At 43.5% G+C, this 16,623-nt stretch carries 12 protein-coding genes and 1 tRNA gene; 4 read left to right on the top strand and 9 right to left on the bottom strand.

The window, feature by feature from the left end; genetic code table 11:
• Nucleotides 1-86: 86 nt before the first annotated feature.
• From ygiD to OI18_RS00160, 6 genes are all read right to left on the bottom strand, one after another.
• A complete protein-coding gene (gene ygiD / locus OI18_RS00185) occupies nt 87-968 on the bottom strand; it encodes a 4,5-DOPA-extradiol-dioxygenase (protein WP_240312685.1) in 882 nt (293 codons plus the stop codon).
• Between the two features lie 178 nt (nt 969-1,146).
• On the bottom strand, nt 1,147-1,401 hold the full coding sequence (locus OI18_RS00180; RefSeq protein WP_039135981.1) for a hypothetical protein: 255 nt from the start codon (nt 1,399-1,401) through the stop codon (nt 1,147-1,149).
• Between the two features lie 21 nt (nt 1,402-1,422).
• A complete protein-coding gene (locus OI18_RS00175; RefSeq protein ID WP_039135980.1) occupies nt 1,423-1,692 on the bottom strand; it encodes an RNA recognition motif domain-containing protein in 270 nt (89 codons plus the stop codon).
• A gap of 195 nt (nt 1,693-1,887) precedes the next feature.
• Complete coding sequence (locus tag OI18_RS00170; RefSeq protein ID WP_039135975.1) at nt 1,888-2,910, bottom strand: fatty acid desaturase; 1,023 nt, start codon at nt 2,908-2,910, stop codon at nt 1,888-1,890.
• 277 nt (nt 2,911-3,187) lie between these two features.
• Nucleotides 3,188-4,738: a family 43 glycosylhydrolase gene (locus OI18_RS00165; RefSeq protein ID WP_052272725.1), complete on the bottom strand. Its 1,551-nt coding sequence runs from the start codon at nt 4,736-4,738 to the stop codon at nt 3,188-3,190.
• Between the two features lie 5 nt (nt 4,739-4,743).
• Complete coding sequence (locus OI18_RS00160; protein WP_262493984.1) at nt 4,744-6,201, bottom strand: glycoside hydrolase family protein; 1,458 nt, start codon at nt 6,199-6,201, stop codon at nt 4,744-4,746.
• A gap of 100 nt (nt 6,202-6,301) precedes the next feature.
• Between OI18_RS00160 and OI18_RS00155 the strand changes: the two genes are divergently transcribed.
• Nucleotides 6,302-7,843, top strand: coding sequence for an ADP-ribosylglycohydrolase family protein (locus tag OI18_RS00155; protein ID WP_039135969.1), 1,542 nt, complete (start codon nt 6,302-6,304; stop codon nt 7,841-7,843).
• Nucleotides 7,844-8,020: 177 nt separating this feature from the next.
• Here OI18_RS00155 and OI18_RS00150 read toward each other — a convergent pair whose 3' ends face one another.
• From OI18_RS00150 to OI18_RS00140, 3 genes are all read right to left on the bottom strand, one after another.
• Complete coding sequence (locus OI18_RS00150) at nt 8,021-10,384, bottom strand: arylsulfatase (RefSeq protein ID WP_039135967.1); 2,364 nt, start codon at nt 10,382-10,384, stop codon at nt 8,021-8,023.
• 272 nt (nt 10,385-10,656) lie between these two features.
• Nucleotides 10,657-13,002 (bottom strand): arylsulfatase, encoded by a 2,346-nt coding sequence (locus OI18_RS00145; protein ID WP_039136564.1) that lies wholly within the window; start codon nt 13,000-13,002, stop codon nt 10,657-10,659.
• Nucleotides 13,003-13,549: 547 nt separating this feature from the next.
• Nucleotides 13,550-13,623: transfer RNA gene (locus OI18_RS00140), tRNA-Asp, on the bottom strand.
• Between the two features lie 74 nt (nt 13,624-13,697).
• Between OI18_RS00140 and OI18_RS00135 the strand changes: the two genes are divergently transcribed.
• The 3 genes from OI18_RS00135 (at nt 13,698) to OI18_RS00125 (ending at nt 16,564) form a co-directional block, all read left to right on the top strand.
• Entirely contained in the window at nt 13,698-14,573 is an 876-nt protein-coding gene (locus OI18_RS00135) for a glutamate--tRNA ligase family protein (RefSeq protein WP_039135965.1), read from the top strand.
• Nucleotides 14,574-14,715: 142 nt separating this feature from the next.
• A complete protein-coding gene (locus tag OI18_RS00130) occupies nt 14,716-15,324 on the top strand; it encodes an RNA polymerase sigma factor (protein ID WP_039135964.1) in 609 nt (202 codons plus the stop codon).
• Nucleotides 15,325-15,391: 67 nt separating this feature from the next.
• Entirely contained in the window at nt 15,392-16,564 is a 1,173-nt protein-coding gene (locus OI18_RS00125; RefSeq protein ID WP_039135963.1) for a FecR family protein, read from the top strand.
• Nucleotides 16,565-16,623: the final 59 nt, after the last annotated feature.

Genomic DNA, 16,623 nt, shown 5'->3' with positions numbered 1-16,623 from the left:
GTCAAAATCCTGTCCATTGCGTTTGGTTAATGAATAGCATTGATTAATGTCAACAGGGTTTTCAGTCAAATGGGATCAGGACTTTCTTATCCGATTTTTACTGATGTCATCGTTAATGAGCCACCTACTGCCTTATCATTAAAAATGGAAATGTCGTCTTTGCCGCCTTTAGCTCCCAATGTATACATCAATGGCAGGTAATGTTCCGGAGTGGGAATAGCTAATAGGGCTTCTTTGCCTAATGAACTATAATTAATCAAAGGCTTATAGTTCCCTTCCTGTATTAATGACTTAAACTTTTCGTTGATGTCTTTGGCCCAGTCATAGCCATAATCCTGGTCATTCAGTTTATCCCATGCTACCATCCTAAGATTGTGAACCATATTGCCACTGCCTATAAGCAACACTCCCTTTTTTCGCAGGGCATAAAGCTCTTTCCCTAAGTCATAATGAAATTGTGGGCCTTTTGTGTAATCTATGCTTAACTGCAATACGGGAATATTGGCATCCGGGTACATGTGCCGGATAATTGTCCACGCCCCATGGTCCAGTCCCCAATCATGATCTAACTCAACATGAGCCGAATGAAGCAAACCCGCCGTTTCATTAGCCAATGCCGGGTTGCCAGGTGCAGGATACTGCACATCAAATAATTCCTGTGGAAATCCGCCAAAATCATGAATGGTTTTTGGAAAGTCCATCGCTGTAATCCTGGTTCCACTGGTAAACCAATGGGCCGAAACTACCAGCACAGCTTTAGGTGTTGGAATTTCCTTTGCGATTTGTGTCCACCGGCGACTGAATTCAGAATCTTCTATCCCATTCATCGGCGAGCCATGCCCGATGAACAGCACTGGCATGATTTGTTCCTGCTCGTTCAGGCCACAGGTAAAATTTTTGAATGCTGCTAATGAGGTCATACTAACTGTTCCTGTTATAATAGTTTGAATAAAGTGTCTTCTTTCCATGTTTGAAACATTGGTCAGTGCAAAACTAATATTGGAAAATATCTCCTCCACTGATTATGCGCAAGAAAAGTACTTGCGTTTGCACAAGCAAAAGCATTGATTTTTATCAATGCTTTTTAAAGAAACGGACAAAAAAACCCGCTATGCAATAGCGGGTTTTGTCAGAAATATTTTTGCCTTAAGATAGACGCCGTAGCTTTGTAAACTCGTTTCCGTTGAATATCCGGGCCAGCGCTTCATTTTGGGATCTGGTATATTCTTCCAGGTTATTTTCATGAACAATGCGCCATAAATTTTTACGGCTCAGTTCTCTGTAATCGGATGTTTCAATGAACATACCTTTTATCGGGTTCCGTGCTTTGAACCTGATCTCAAATACATCACTTTTAGAAGTAGGTGTTCCAATTGCTGATGCGATCTGGTCGTTGGTCATTGTCAAAATTTAATATATAAGTTACCATTTTTTTCTTGCAGGTCGCTCTTCTCTTTCCTTTGCTATCGCAACGGAAATGCTTCTACCTTCTATTTCTTTTCCATTCAAGCGGCTAATCGCCTGGTTCGCGTCATTATCGGAAGCCATTTCCACGAAGCCGAATCCACGGCTTCTGCCTGTTTCCCGGTCCATGACCAATTTGGCTGAAGTTACTTCTCCGAAGGCTTCAAATAGTTTTCTAAGATCATGCTCAGTTACATGAAATCCAAGATTTGATACATACATGTTCATGCTGATTAAATTTAAATGTGGGTAATTAGAAAAAACACAGGCAACAAAAAGTAGAGAGGAGGAAACTATTACTGAATCGAAAAGTAAGAATCGTAACTGATCAGAACTGAATGATGGAGTATTTTATCTGTTATGGTAAAGATACCTTTTTGAACCGGCAAATCAAATTATATTTCCGGCTGCCTGTTGACGTTGCTATGCATTCCGGTTCGACTGATACTTTTGTAAGAACTCCTTTTTGGAGTCGTGATAACTGGATACCAATTTCATTTTATACATGGAAAAGATAAAAATCCACGCAAGATCAAGTTGGTAAGGGAGGAATCCCGCTCGAGCACTTCCCGGATACAGGTGGTGATTGTTGTGCCATTCGCCTGTGAACAATCCAGGCCTCGTCTGGTTTATGGAGAGGTTCGAGCGGTCGAAATCCAGGCCGTCCACATGCATTTTTTCCCCCTTGCCATGTCCTGTGTAATTAAACGCCCGCACGAAGATGAACCAGAGCATTGCGCTGCTGAACAGCGCACAGGCCAAAGCATGGCCGCCAAGGAGATAAAACGCGGCGTACCAAAACGCCCAATTTAAAACCCAAAGAAGGATGGTATATGAAGGCGTAGCAACAGAACCCCATTCCTGGTATCCCTTATAAGAATTGGTTTGAACCCCTGTATGTGCAAGTAAACCTGCAGCTTTATAATAATCTTTTTCCGACAGATCCCTTGCTATACTTTGATGATTCACATCTGACAACATACAATAGAGCAAACCCCCATTGGAATTATAAGGGTCGCCTGGCAGATCTGATTTTGCGTGGTGGACGTGATGTGAAAGCACATAGATCTCTTCAGGAAACGTTTTGATTACAAGGTTCTGTGTGAAGAAGCGCCAAACCGGGTGACTGAATTTGTAGGACTTATGCGTACAATATCGATGAAACCAAATTGTACCGTGTGTGCCCATTATGATAAGGCTATAAACAGCTGCACAAATAAATAAGGGCCATGAAAAATGTTTGGCAACGAACAAAACAATAAAGGGTATCATACAAACGATCATGAACCAACTGATCATTGAGATCCAGTTTTTTCTCGATTTGAACACATTCACACGATTAAGCGCTTCTGTAAAAAGTTCGCGGGTGCTGGGTATTACCAGTTCTCCTTTCTCATTCTTCCAACCGTATGAAGGTTTTTGTAGGATATTGTCTATAAATGACATAGTTTTCTTATCTGCTGATTATCGATTAAATGACACATTCGGCCGTTGTCCAATGAAACATTGGAATAAATCGGTAAAAAACAGCAACAAGGAGTAAAGAGAAGAAATGACTACTACTGAAACGAAGAGTAAGAATCGTGACTGATCGAAACTAACTGGTGAAGTATTTTTATCTGATTTAATTGAAGATACTATTTAATCCTTCTACTGAAGGAATAATACACCCCACAGCCCAAAGCTTAACATTTCATGTTCCAATGATCTGCGGGGCATTTATTTATAACGTGGCTATTTCTATGTTCTTAAAACCGGCGCTTCCTTCCGTGACAAAAAATCCCCAGTTGCCTTCCGGGATATCATAGGCACGAAAGTTCATCGCTACAGTATTATTAACATACACGACTCCTTTATTGCCGTCGATGAGTATGTCAATAGAAACCGGAACTCCGGGTTTCAATGTGACCGCACGTTCCAGCTCTACCATATGCGTTACTTCACTCACTCTTCGCGGCCACATGTCAAATACAAGCCTGTTCTTTCCTGGCTCCAACCGGATGTAGTAGCTTTTATCGAGGTCATCACTGCAACGCAACATAATTCCAAGATCTTTAGGTGCTTTTGTAAACAATATTGTGGAGCTAATTCTGCAGGTCTCCGGCATTTTACCTGCAGATACGGCATTAAATATCCCATCCGCTTTTACTTCTATTTCTTTTTTATTGCCAATTACTTCACCGGAAGCTGACGTAAACTGTTGGTTCAAAGGTTTATTAAATGCTTTGCGAACTGTATCCGGTACCTGAACAGTGAGCTCTCCATTAGGTTGTTGAACGATTTGATGTACTACCAGGTTTCCGCCCCAGTTCCATCCACCGTTGTCCTGGTTTTCGCTTCGTGTAGGGTTCCAGCCAAATATGAACCTGTTCTTTCCATCTGAAGCTGTTTTGGCAGCATAGAATGCGTGGCCGTCAAAGGTGTCCTGGCTTGGTGTCAGCCAGGGTCCTTTCAATGAACGGCTCATCCGGTATCGGGTGGCAACAAGATCTGTAAATTCAGAGAATATAAGATACCACCAGTCTCCCATTTTAAACAGGTCAGGACATTCATGCGTAAAGAACTGACCAGGCGCATAAAAAGATTCCCTTACTTCCCATTTCACCAGGTCTTTAGATGTACAGAGAGCAGTCAGCCCGCGACGCCTTGGTATACCTTTATTGAATCTTGCAGCGAGTAACATATTGTATTCTTTCGTCTCTTCATTGTAGAATACAAAAGGATCACGCCAGTCGTTTTTCTCATACTTGTCAGTTGGCGCGAAAAAAGTATGTTCGGGAATTTTTGTCCAGTGTTGCAGATCATCACTAACCGCATGCATCACGGCCTGCATTGGCTTTCCGGAATTAGCATAATGATGATTATGGCCCGTATAAAAAATGTGGTATTTGTCCTTTGCCAGCAAAGCGCTGCCGGTGAATATAAACAGGTCCTGGTCCTCTTTGGTGCCACGCGGAATCACTTCGCCATGTTCTTCGTAGTTCACAAAGTCGGTTGTGGATAACCGGAACCAGGGCGTTCCTTCTCCGTGCTTTTCCCCATCCCTCCAATCCAGGAGGTAAAACAACTGGAATTTTCCTTCGGCATACATTGGTATGAAATCTGCTGCCCATGCATTTTCCGGTTTGTAAAAAAAATCCCTGGGGCGGACAGGAGAATTTCCTTCATCGCAATCAGGGCTTGTTGCATTTGTTTTTGCCGGAATACTGGTTGCCAGGCTTCCGGCGATAAATGGAAACATACCGGATGCACGCAGAAAGTTTCTTCTTTTCATATACTTTATTTGGAAATGGTTTCGGAATAAGCAGACCTGGGTTCAGATATTTCGCCCCGTAGAATTTTAAAGGTCCCTTCGGTGGCGATAAGCGTCAATTTTCCACTCTCTCTCTTATAAGCCCGCATAGTAAATGCCCAGGCATCATTGATGAAACATTCCAACACATCTCCCAACCTGAAAATCCGGATATCCATTGCCTGCCGGGGATCGAAATCGCATACTCTTTTGTATGACTTATACCTGCTTCCCATTTCAATCTCTTTGGTTGTAAAGTCAATCTTCAGGTGGTAGTCTGATTCATCATTCCGGCTTGTTTGGGGAAACCTTATGACTAGTTTTGTGTCGGTTGTTTTTGCTACTAATTGTGCGTGAAACATGTAGTCAGCCGGAATTTTTAGGACATGTTCCCTAATGAAATTTTGGGGGCGTTGAATAGCCAGGGAACGAAAACTTTCGATGACTTCTTTTACCGGTCGCTGAAATTCATTTCCAGAGGAATCAGTCCATAGTTCCCTGGGCATGCAAAGTGTTCCTCCCCATGAGATCCGCCCTGAATCAACGTTATCTTCATAGTCAGCTATCCATCCCATGAGAATGTTGCGACGTCCATCCCACATCACCTTGGGCACACGAAGATCACCGCAATCAAATTCTCTTGGTTGATCATCGTACGGACCTTCAGCTCGGTTGGCGGTTTTATAGTGGTAGTCTGCAAAATTCAGGAACCATTTTCCATTGGATTGAAAAACGAAGGGACAATCACCTGAAACATTTGTATTCACCGGATAAACCACCAATGGCTTCGACGGCCTCCAGTTAATCAGGTCTTTTGAAATATACAATCCTGTCGCTGGGAAAGATTGATCCGCAACAGTCGCATGAAGAATCATCCACCATTCGTTTTTTTCTTTATTCCAGAATACGTCAGGATCACGGAATGCCTGGTGATGATAGATCAATTTGTCGTCTATCTTGCCGTTTATTGTTTTATTCCAGTAAATATTGCCGTCGGCATAAAAAGTATGGCTGGGCTCTTTTGTCCATTGAACCAGGTCTTTACTCGTTGCCAGCATTACTTTTTGATCGCCTTTAGGATCTGCGGCGTTTTTGCCGGTGTAAAAGAGGTAAAACATGCCTTTGTTCTCGACGATACTACCCGTCCAGCAACCTTCTCCATCAGGCGCCAATGAGTCAATACCTTTTGCAAGTGCGTCCGGCAACTCGTTCCAGTTTACAAGGTCTTTGCTTACAATATGTCCCCAACTACTGTTTCGCATATAAAATATATGATACTCACCTTTATAATAAAACGGTATCACATCGCCCGCTTTGGCATTTTCGGGCCTGAATTGGATTCTTGTTATTTTTTGACGGTTTTGAGCATGAGCCCGATGTCCGTTTAACACGAGAATCACGCTAAGGCATACTAACAAAAAATAAGAAATTCTTACCTGGGGCATATGGCAGTCTTTCACTTTTGAATAAATTAGTAAATCGCTGTCTGGAAAGTGTACTGTGCTGTCCTGCCCCAACATATAAATATTTAAAACATAAGTTGCAATGAGAAAAATTTGGGTGACCCTCTACATGCTAATGGCCACTGCATCTTTTGCCTCTGCGCAGGAAAAGACATTTGTACTCAGCCGCCAACAGCTGAAGGATAAGATCAAAGGTGGATGGGCCGGTCAAACCATCGGTGTCACATTTGGCGGCCCTTATGAATTCCAGTTTAACGGCACTCTTATTGGCGACTATCAGCCGTTGAAATGGTACGATGGTTATGTGAAACAGACCATGATCAATAGCCCGGGGTTATATGATGACCTTTATATGGACCTGACCTTCGTAGAGGTATTTGACAAGTATGGCCTGGACGCGCCGGTCGATTCCTTTGCCAACGCCTATGCACATGCTGGTTATGCCTTATGGCATGCCAACCAGGCGGGCCGCTATAATATTTTGCAGGGTCTCAGGCCACCGCTCAGCGGTCACTGGATGAACAACCCGCATGCCGATTGTATCGATTACCAGATCGAAAGCGATTTTGCGGGACTGATGAGTCCTGGTATGCCCAACTCAGCATCAGCTATCAGCGATAAGATCGGGCATATCATGAATTATGGCGATGGCTGGTATGGAGGTGTCTATATTGGAGCGATGTACTCACTTGCTTTTGTTTCTAAAGATCTTGACTTCATCGTCCGGGAGGCATTAAAGACAATTCCCGCCCGAAGCGAATTCCATCAATGCATCAGTGACGTCATTAACTGGCATAAAAAATATCCCTCAGATTGGAAACAAACCTGGTTCGAAGTACAGAAAAAATGGGCCGATGATATCGGTTGCCCTGAAGGGGTATTCGTTCCATTCAATATTGATGCGAAAGTAAATGCTGCCTATGTGGTCATTGGTCTGCTGTACGGACATGGGGACTTTACTAAGACGCTTGAAATTACAACCCGCTGCGGACAGGATGCGGATTGCAATCCTTCCAGTGCAGGCGGCATACTGGGAACAGTGTTGGGTTACGATCAGATCCCGGCCTATTGGAGAATGGGCTTGAAGGAAGCGGAAGCGATTGATTTCAAATATACGACCATAAGTCTCGAAGAGGTTTATGATACAGGCTTTAAGCACGCGCTTCTGAACCTTGAAAGGAACGGTGGATCTATAAAGGGCGATAGTATAATTATTAAAACACAACAACCCCGCGCGGTAAAATTTGAAAAAAGCTTCGAAGGCCTTTACCCCGTAGCCAAAATTCCGGTGAAATGGAACTCCCCAATAAACGAACTTGTTTTTGAATTCGAAGGCACCGGCTTCGTAATAAGAGGTGAGACTGCCAGGTGGGCAAGTGAGTCTCCTTACGTGTTCAACACTGAACTTTACATTAATGATAAGCTTATCGAATCACCAATATTGCCAGCCAATTTTACCACCCGCCGCTATGAACTTTGCTGGAAGTACGATTTACCAAAGGGAAAGTATGCCGTCCGCCTGAAAATAAAAAACCCGTCTGCTGACGAACCGATCAAAGCATGGGAAGCCATTGTTTATTCCAACCAGCCATCAAACGGCATAAGAGCTAATGAAAAGCGTTAAGCCGTATTTGTCGAAAACAAAAAGAAGCTGCAATTCAAAGATTTGCATGCTTTTACTTTTGGTAGACGCTTGCGGAGGACGGGAACCCATCTGGCTCCATATGTCCTTGTCCGATAGTATGTTTTCAAAAATGTAAAATGCAGAATGTCCAAATGAATCCCTCATCAAGAAGTGTGGTTATTTTAAGTACTTAATTACAGTTTTGCCAATTGTACCATTGAACATGAATGGGGATTTATCGAAATAATCCAGCGAAACTGGCGAATCAAGGTCGGCTCCTAGGTCAAAAGTGGCATTGGATGTAAAATGTAATGACATCGCTCTCGAAACCTTTCCCTCTCCGACAGTTTTGCCATTTACTTTTAATGTTACCTTCATCGGTCCTCCGATTTTGTCCGTTAACCGCGATTCTACTTCGATCTTTATATCGCCGACCGGCAACTTTTCTTTCGATTTGACCTTTGTGCGTTCCACTTCAAATAAATTAAATTCATAGTTCAGGTACCCGTCTTTTACAAAACAGGTTATACCGCCCGAAAAACCTGCAAGCGCATAAAGCACTCCATTTGCATTAGCCGGTACCTTCACATCCATTTTCACTTTACTGCTATTCTTCCCCAATTTTGGTGCAGTAGATTCAGGCATCCCAACAATGGGATGATCAAAGGACCATTCAGTAAAAGGGGATGCGGGAGCATCTTCCGGGTGATAAAACGGGGTGGACCATAAACCTCCGCCTATAGGCAAGTTTTTATTCCGAGCAGATTCAGTGAGAAATAACGCTTTTAACTCCTCGAGCTTTTTAGGTTCTTTAGCAGCAAGATCATTCGCCTGGCTCCAGTCTTCATCGATATGATACAACTGCCATTGATCGGTCAACGGATTCCATTCTTTAATTCCTTTTGGTATACCACTTACCCAGGGTTCTCTTGGACCACGCGCACTGGCAAACCAACCATCCTGGTATATTCCCCTGCTTGCCATGATATCAAAAAATTGTGTATGCCGTGTACCTGCAGCTTTAGCATCATTGAATGAATACTTAATACTTACTCCATCAATTTCATCCTGCGCAAAACCATTGACTATTTCCGGGTTTGGAATACTATCTATTTCATAAATGGTAGGAACGATATCCACCACATGATGAAATTGTGATCTTGGTGCATTATCATGTTTAATTCCCTTTGGCCACATAATGGCCATTGGCTGACGCGTGCCGCCAAAATAAGCTCCCTGCAGTTTAGTTCCCCGGTAAGGCGCACTGCATGCCCAGGCCCATCCCGCATGAAACATGTTGTCGGTTTTGGGACCACCTAAAATGTCAAGGCCGCCCAATTCATTCAATGCTTTTATATGATCCCCGATGGTTGTAGAAATTCCATTCTGTGCCAGCTGTTCGCTAATGGTACCATTTAAACCTTCTGACGAGGAACCATTATCACCCCAGATATAAAAAATCAATGTATTGTCAAGTTCACCCATTTTTTCAATTTCATCGATTACCCTTCCTGCATTGAAATCCGCATGTTCGGCAAAGCCGGCCCAGATTTCCATCAGGCGACGCTGAAATGGTTTTTCAGATTCAGGAATGGATTCCCATGAAGCCATGGATTCAGGTCTGGGTGTTAGTTGCGTATTTGGCGGGATCCATCCCAGTTTTTTTTCTCGGGCAAAAACTCTTTCCCGGTATTTATCCCAGCCATCATCAAATTTGCCTTTGTATTTATCTGACCACTCTTTAGGAACCTGGTGCGGACCATGTGCAGCCCCTGGTGCCCAGTATATGAAGAATGGTTTATCGGGAGCATATGCTTTTTGTTCGCGCAACCAGTGGATTGCATCATCAGCGATATCCTCAGAAAGGTGATAGTATTTATGACCACCAGAAGTTTTTGGATGTTCTACATAAATGTTATTGCGCACAAGAGTGGGTTCCCATTGAGAAGCTTCTCCGGCGAGGAAGCCATAAAAATATTCAAAACCATAACCGGTGGGCCAATAGTCAAATGGTCCTTTTGACGTGATCTGATCTTCCGGGGTATTGTGCCATTTTCCAAACGCAGATGTATTATAGCCATAATCTTTCAGCACTTCAGCAACTGTAGCACAAGATTTGGGGATAATCCCGCTGAATCCGTCAAAGTCATTTGCAATAGCTGCAATCTGGCCATTTCCTACGCGAGTATGATTGCGGCCAGTCAGTAACGCTGCCCGAGTGGGAGAACACATCGCTGTAGAGTGAAACCGGTTATAGGAGATGCCCTGATTGGCAACACGGCTCAATGTAGGAGTGTTTACTTCGCCACCATAAGTAGAGGGAGCACCGGCTCCTGCATCATCGATAAGAATGATCAGAATATTCGGCGCATTCTTTGGTAAATGTCTTTCCTCAACCCTTTTTTTATAAGTAGAAGTCTCCATTGTTACACCCGCCTTCGATGCTGATGGTGTAGGAGGGAATGGTAATACCTGTTGTGCCTGAATATCCGAAATTGAAAATAGACACACGAAAAGAATAACGCGAAATAATCGATTCATGATTTTACGTTTTTCTGGTTCAAAACCTTTAGGGTGAATAGCAAGAAAAATGTTTTCCCTCCTGTTTCTATGCTGCCAATAATTTTGATCCGGAGAATGTGGCTAGGATCCAGGCTTACCAATTTCACCGAATCTTTTTAAATTTTCTTCTATGGCTGTAGGAATTACTTTCAATCGGTAATAAAGCAATAGCCCTGCTCTGGTGATTTAGCATCCGATGAAATTTGGGATAGGTTTCAATTTCATATTTGTTTATTTCCTCAAAAAAGCTATCATTTCAAGTCTACCGTTACTTTTTCTATTTTACCTGTAAATGCAAAAGGCAGTTTATAAGTAAAATCGACTGGTGATCCCACGTCCATTCCGATATCAAGCCCTTCTCCCAAACTCATTTGTGCAGGTATAGTTTTCTCCAGCCTGCCGCCCCCGATCTTTTTTCCGTTATCGGTAATGGAAATATTACCGCCTTTGCCAATTCCATTGCCATCATACTCAAAATCTACTACCACGGTATGCTTTCCTTTTGCCAGTGGAGTGTTGGCTTTAATGGAAAACCGTGTTGTTCCAAGGAAATTGTACACGAAATTTACTTTGCTATCCCGAATATATACGCCATAACCGCCTTCCAGCCCGCCCTGAGTAATAATCATCCCGTTTGCTTTGGCATCTGGTACTTCGATATCCGCAGTAATTGTCCATGATTTATTCAACATGGGTGGAGAAGCTTGGTCGGGTAAGCCTACGGTACCCGGATAATAGGTCATTGATTTGCGGCCACGAGTTAAACTCGGTCTGCCCATCGCTTCGGAGTTAAAGCGTTCAGTTCCTCTCCAATCAAGCGGCAATACATTGTATTTGGCAGCCTGAACCCACCAGAGATCCTGCAATTGTCGAAGTTTTAGAGGGTATGTTGCTGCCAAATCCTCCGCCTGTGAAAAATCATCATTAATATTATAGAGTTCCCATTTTTGTTTATCAGGATCAAAACTTGGCCTGTTCGGGTTCCAGGGTTCAAAAGACACGGCTGAAGCCATCCAGCCGTGGTCGTACATGCCACGATTAACTCCCAGTTCAAAATATTGTACTTCATGCCTTCCTTTCGCATTCACACTGTCTTTGGAAAAAGTATAAGCGATGCTGGTGCCTTCAATAGGCTTTTGTTCTACTCCATTCAGTGAGGTAGGAGCTGTAATACCACAGACTTCATAGATAGTGGGTACAATATCGATCACATGCATAAACTGGCTGCGCATGCCTCCTTTATCTTTGATCTTTGCTGGCCAGTCGATGAACATTGGATTACGAGTGCCGCCAAAATGACTGGCCACCTGTTTTGTCCATTGAAAAGGCGTATTCATAGCATGTGCCCAGGAACTCGGAAAATGATTGAAATATTTAGAACTACCCAGGTCATTAATGGCTTTAATATTATCCTGCCATTTTTCGGCGTAGCCATTGAAGAACATATTCTCACTCAGCGATCCTTCCAAACCACCTTCTGCACTGGAACCATTATCTCCAACAATATAAATGATCATGGTATTGTCTGCATCGGGCAAAGCTTTTACCGCATCAATTACCCTTCCCATTTCATAATCACATTCTGCACCATAAGCGGCAAACACTTCCATCATGTGTGCATACAAACGTTTCTGGTCGGCATTTAAAGTATCCCAGGCAGGCAATCCTTTCGAACGGTCCGTCAATTTGGTATTTGACGGTACTACACCCAATTTTTTCTGGCGTTCTAAAGTCTCTTCCCTGTACTTATCCCATCCCTGGTCAAACTTTCCTTTGAACTTATCGATCCATTCTTTTGAAACCTGGTGCGGTGCGTGTGTAGCACCTGGTGCTACATATAAAAAATAGGGTTTGTCGGGTGCAATGCTTTTCATTTCTCTTATCCAGGAAATTGCATGATCGACAAGATCGGTGGTGAGATAATAGTTGGGATCTTTTGATGCAGGCACCAGGTTTTTGTTCTCATACAAAATCGGGTTCCAGTGATTCATGTCGCCTGCATTGAAGCCGTAGAAATAGTCAAATCCAAGGCCATTGGCCCAGCGGTCGAATGGGCCTGCCTGGCTGGTTTCCCAAGGTGGTGTGTTATGATTTTTACCGATCCAGGCCGTTGAATAACCATTCTGGCGAAGTACTTCACCAACCGTGCCGCAACTTTTGGGTAATACACAGGTGTAGCCGTCATAACCAGTGGCGATTTCTGTTATCCCGGCAAAAGCAGCGGAATGATGATTTCTTCCAGTAATAAGAGCTGCTCTTGTAGGTGAACAAAGTGCAGTAGTATGAAAGCGATTGAATCGAAGTCCGTTGGTTGCCAGCTTATCCAATGTAGGCGATGGTACGCCACCACCAAAAGTGCTGAACTGCCCAAATCCAGCATCATCAATCAGAATGAGTACAATATTGGGTGCACCTTTTTGCGCTTTCACCATTTGCGGAAATTGTGCAGGATCAGATTCAAGGTACGTGCGGCCCACTGTTCCAGGAAATTTAAAATCAGGTCTTGGCAATACTTCCGGAGTGCCGGCAGGAACCTGCGCCTGTACATTTTGTAAAAACAAGTACGAAGCAACCAATGCAAGGGATTTTATTTTCATAATTATCCTGTTTGTTTTTTTGCCACGCTTCTCGAACGCCGAAAGGCTTTGTTGTTCAAACGCTAATAATACATTCCACTGAACCATACATACCACAATCCTGTAAACTCATTTCAGGTTTCGTTTAATAGCCGGGGACCAATTTTGTCTGTACAAAGCCATATGCTCAATGAAGCCAATTAGTTAGACACTTCTTACTTACAAAATCCGCCAAACTGAACTTGCCTTTTTTAAAATGTCTGTAGCACGACACATTAAATAAGAGATCTTACATTCCTTACGTTATAAAAGATCGACTTTCATAGTATGTATTTTTCCGTTAAACTTAAAAGGTGCGTTTTGATTATAGTGCATGAAAACAAGTGAACCGATATCCACACCGGTGCATCTGCATATTCAACGGATTTCGGTGAATCAAAAACCACTATTTCCAGAATCACCGAATGCGTTACCTCAAGAGTTGAGTATTTAGCGCTATTGGAGGAGGGTATACAAACAAAAAAGCCTGTAAAATCTACATTTTACAAGCTTTTCCGTGGTTACTCTGCGGACCGGACGGGACTCGAACCCGCGACCTCCGCCGTGACAGGGCGGCATTCTAACCAACTGAACTACCGATCCATTCCCGATTTCCGGGCCGCGAATATAAAAACTAAATCCGGATTTTTATTTTAGTTTCAAAGCCTATTTCGATAATGAGCCAGGTTCCTGTATTTAATAAAACCCGAATTGCTCCGACTCCAAGCGGCTACCTGCACCTGGGCAACCTGCTCTCATTTACCATTACCGCCGGACTTGCGCGCAGACACAAGGCTTCCATCCTGCTCCGTATAGACGACCTGGATCAACCCAGGGTCAGAAAGGAATATGTGGAAGATATTTTCGACACGCTGGAATTCATGGGAATACCCTGGGATGAAGGTCCGCGTAATTACGAAGAATATACGAACTCATGGTCGCAGGTGCACCGGGTACCTTTATATGAACAGGGCCTCCAATATCTACGGTCAGTAAAACAGGTATTCGCATGCAATTGCTCCCGTTCTGTAAATTACCCCGGAGCCTGCCTTGAAAAGAACCTGTCACTGGGAGTTGATTCGTTCAATTGGCGTCTCAGAACTGACCAGTCTATAACGGTAAGTATAACAGCTTGTCCCGGAACCGCCTCCAGCTACTCATTGCCCGATTCCATGCAGCATTTTATTATCCGCAAAAAAGATGGCAATGTTGCCTACCAGCTTAGCTCGGTTATTGATGACAGTTATTTTGGTGTTGACCTGGTTGTCAGGGGACAGGATCTTTGGGAGTCAACATTGGCACAGGTGTACCTGGCCTCACTATTGCCGGGAAACAATTTTACGGAAACAGGGTTTTATCACCATTCCCTGTTGACAGGCCCCGATAAACAGAAACTCTCCAAAACGGCCGGCGCCACTTCCATCCGCTATCTCCGTGGGCAAGGGGAAAACGCCGCCGGTATTTACACAATGCTCGGCAAAATGCTGAACTGTGAGGGTGCTCCATGCAATTGGGAGCAATTATTCAACGTTCTTTCTCCTTCCGTTTACTAACCGCCTTTATCAGGTTTGCTTGTTTGCTTGCAGCTCTATGGCAAAAGGCTTTCTGTCTGGATCGGGTTAGTCAATCGGTTGCTTAAAATAGTGATAGTCACGCAATATTTTTTATTTTTATCGATAACCAACTGCTTAAGACTTGCCTTTTCTGCTTTTACCAGACGATGCTGCCCTGTTGTCACAAGTGGCTGAAGGAGATGAATCTGCCTTCAGGCAATTGTTTGACAGATACTGGGATAATATTTACGGAGTGGCCTTTTCTTTCACTAAGTCGCATGCAAATGCGGAAGAGATTGTACAGGATGTCTTTTTAAAGATCTGGCTGAACCGGGAAAAGCTTCTCACCATTGAAAGATTTGATCAATACCTGTTCATAGTTGCCCGCAATCACATCTATAATGTGATGAGAAAAAAAATAATGGAAGAACCTCTGTCCATGTGGTCGCTGGAATGTATCCCGGAAACTACGAATCTTCCTGACGATAGGGTCCTGGTAAAAGATTATGAGCGATTGGTCAATAAAGTTGTGGAACAGCTTCCGCCGCAACAGCGCAGGATCTATACCCTTAGTCGCCAGCAGGGCCTAAGCCAGGAAGAAATAGCAACACTGCTTCAAATATCACGGCACACTGTGAAAAGCCATATGAATAAAGCTCTACAAGTGATCCGGAATTCTCTCCGGATGCATGCTGAGATCGAAACCCTGTCACTGCTGTTTGCCGCTTCAGTTTTTTTTAGTTCTCATTAATACCACTTTATAAATTCTGTGTCTTTACTAAGGAAGGCAGTGATGCTGATCCTAAAACCTGATTTGCATGAACAACAAGCAATTGAATGAGTTGTTGCAAGGTTACCTGGATAATACTCTTGATGCGCGTGAAACGGAACAGTTGGAAGAATACCTGCGCAGGGAAGAGAGCCAGGCGACATTGCAAAAAGCTATTGATCGTGCGCTGGAAGAAAATGCCTATGCAGGGCTAAGCGACAAAAGCAGGGCTGATATTCTTTTCCAGGGTATCCTTCAAAAGGCAGGTGAACGTGAAAGATTCCGGTTTAGGCCAACCTGGTGGATGGCTGCTGCTTCAGTAATAATAGTGCTCGCTGGAACTGCATCGTACCTTTTTTTCAAGCGTCAATCCGGGAATGAAATAGTACAAACAAAACAAATCGATCGATTCCTTAATAATGATACCCTTCCTGACGGCAACAGAGCTACATTGACTTTGGGCGATGGCAGTTCGATCGTATTGGATGAAATCAATGATACACTGATCCTCCAGGGCGATACAAAAGTTGTAAAACAAAACAACAATCACCTTGCCTATGCCCCGGAAAATAAAACGGGAAAAGTGGTTTACAACACTGTATCCACTCCACGCGGGGGGCAGTACCAGGTAATATTGCCGGATGGAACAAAAGTTTGGCTGAATGCTGCGTCATCGCTGCGTTTTCCTACAGTTTTCAGTGGCAGTGAAAGAAGAGTGGAGATGACCGGTGAAGTTTACTTCGAAGTCGCAAAGAATACTCAACAACCCTTTCGTGTAACCGCAAGTGGTATTGAAGTAAAAGTATTAGGTACCCACTTCAATGTAAATGCCTATGCGGACGAGGAATCCATAAATACCACGCTTTTGGAAGGCAGTGTAATTGTTTCAAAAAACAATGAGCAGGCTACGATTAAACCCGGCCAGCAGGCCCGGGTAAAAGATGGTATTGATATAACCGATGATGTAGATGCTGAAACTTTGATGGCCTGGAAAAATGGAAGGTTTTCATTTAACAATGCCCGCCTCGAAAGCCTGATGCGGCAAATCGCCAGGTGGTACGATGTGGACGTAGTGATTGATGGTAAGATAACAGATACGTACACAATCGACATCCCGAGAAACGTATCCCTTTCGAAATTGCTCCGGTTCATTGAATTAAGCGGAGGAGTACATTTTATAGTCGAGGGGAAAAAGATTACCTGTAATAAGGTCAGGGAATAAACTACGTAAATAGATGTTTTCTGGTTGCTTCAACAGAAACCGGGAAGTGTTCGCGGCAC

The organism is Flavihumibacter solisilvae (assembly GCF_000814475.1).
Taxonomy (GTDB): domain Bacteria; phylum Bacteroidota; class Bacteroidia; order Chitinophagales; family Chitinophagaceae; genus Flavihumibacter; species Flavihumibacter solisilvae.
Note: the sequence above shows the minus strand (reverse complement) of the source record. Positions and strands in the feature narration are given on the sequence as shown.

Excerpts from the sequence above, each read along its gene's own strand:
- OI18_RS00165 (WP_052272725.1), bottom strand. The coding sequence starts at position 4,738 with ATGAAAAGAAGAAACTTTCTGCGTGCATCCGGTATGTTTCCATTTATC.
- ygiD (WP_240312685.1), bottom strand. The coding sequence starts at position 968 with ATGGAAAGAAGACACTTTATTCAAACTATTATAACAGGAACAGTTAGT.
- OI18_RS00160 (WP_262493984.1), bottom strand. The coding sequence starts at position 6,201 with ATGCCCCAGGTAAGAATTTCTTATTTTTTGTTAGTATGCCTTAGCGTG.
- OI18_RS00150 (WP_039135967.1), bottom strand. The coding sequence starts at position 10,384 with ATGAATCGATTATTTCGCGTTATTCTTTTCGTGTGTCTATTTTCAATT.
- OI18_RS00125 (WP_039135963.1), top strand. The coding sequence starts at position 15,392 with ATGAACAACAAGCAATTGAATGAGTTGTTGCAAGGTTACCTGGATAAT.
- OI18_RS00180 (WP_039135981.1), bottom strand. The coding sequence starts at position 1,401 with ATGACCAACGACCAGATCGCATCAGCAATTGGAACACCTACTTCTAAA.
- OI18_RS00175 (WP_039135980.1), bottom strand. The coding sequence starts at position 1,692 with ATGAACATGTATGTATCAAATCTTGGATTTCATGTAACTGAGCATGAT.
- OI18_RS00155 (WP_039135969.1), top strand. The coding sequence starts at position 6,302 with ATGAGAAAAATTTGGGTGACCCTCTACATGCTAATGGCCACTGCATCT.
- OI18_RS00145 (WP_039136564.1), bottom strand. The coding sequence starts at position 13,002 with ATGAAAATAAAATCCCTTGCATTGGTTGCTTCGTACTTGTTTTTACAA.
- OI18_RS00170 (WP_039135975.1), bottom strand. The coding sequence starts at position 2,910 with ATGTCATTTATAGACAATATCCTACAAAAACCTTCATACGGTTGGAAG.
- OI18_RS00135 (WP_039135965.1), top strand. The coding sequence starts at position 13,698 with ATGAGCCAGGTTCCTGTATTTAATAAAACCCGAATTGCTCCGACTCCA.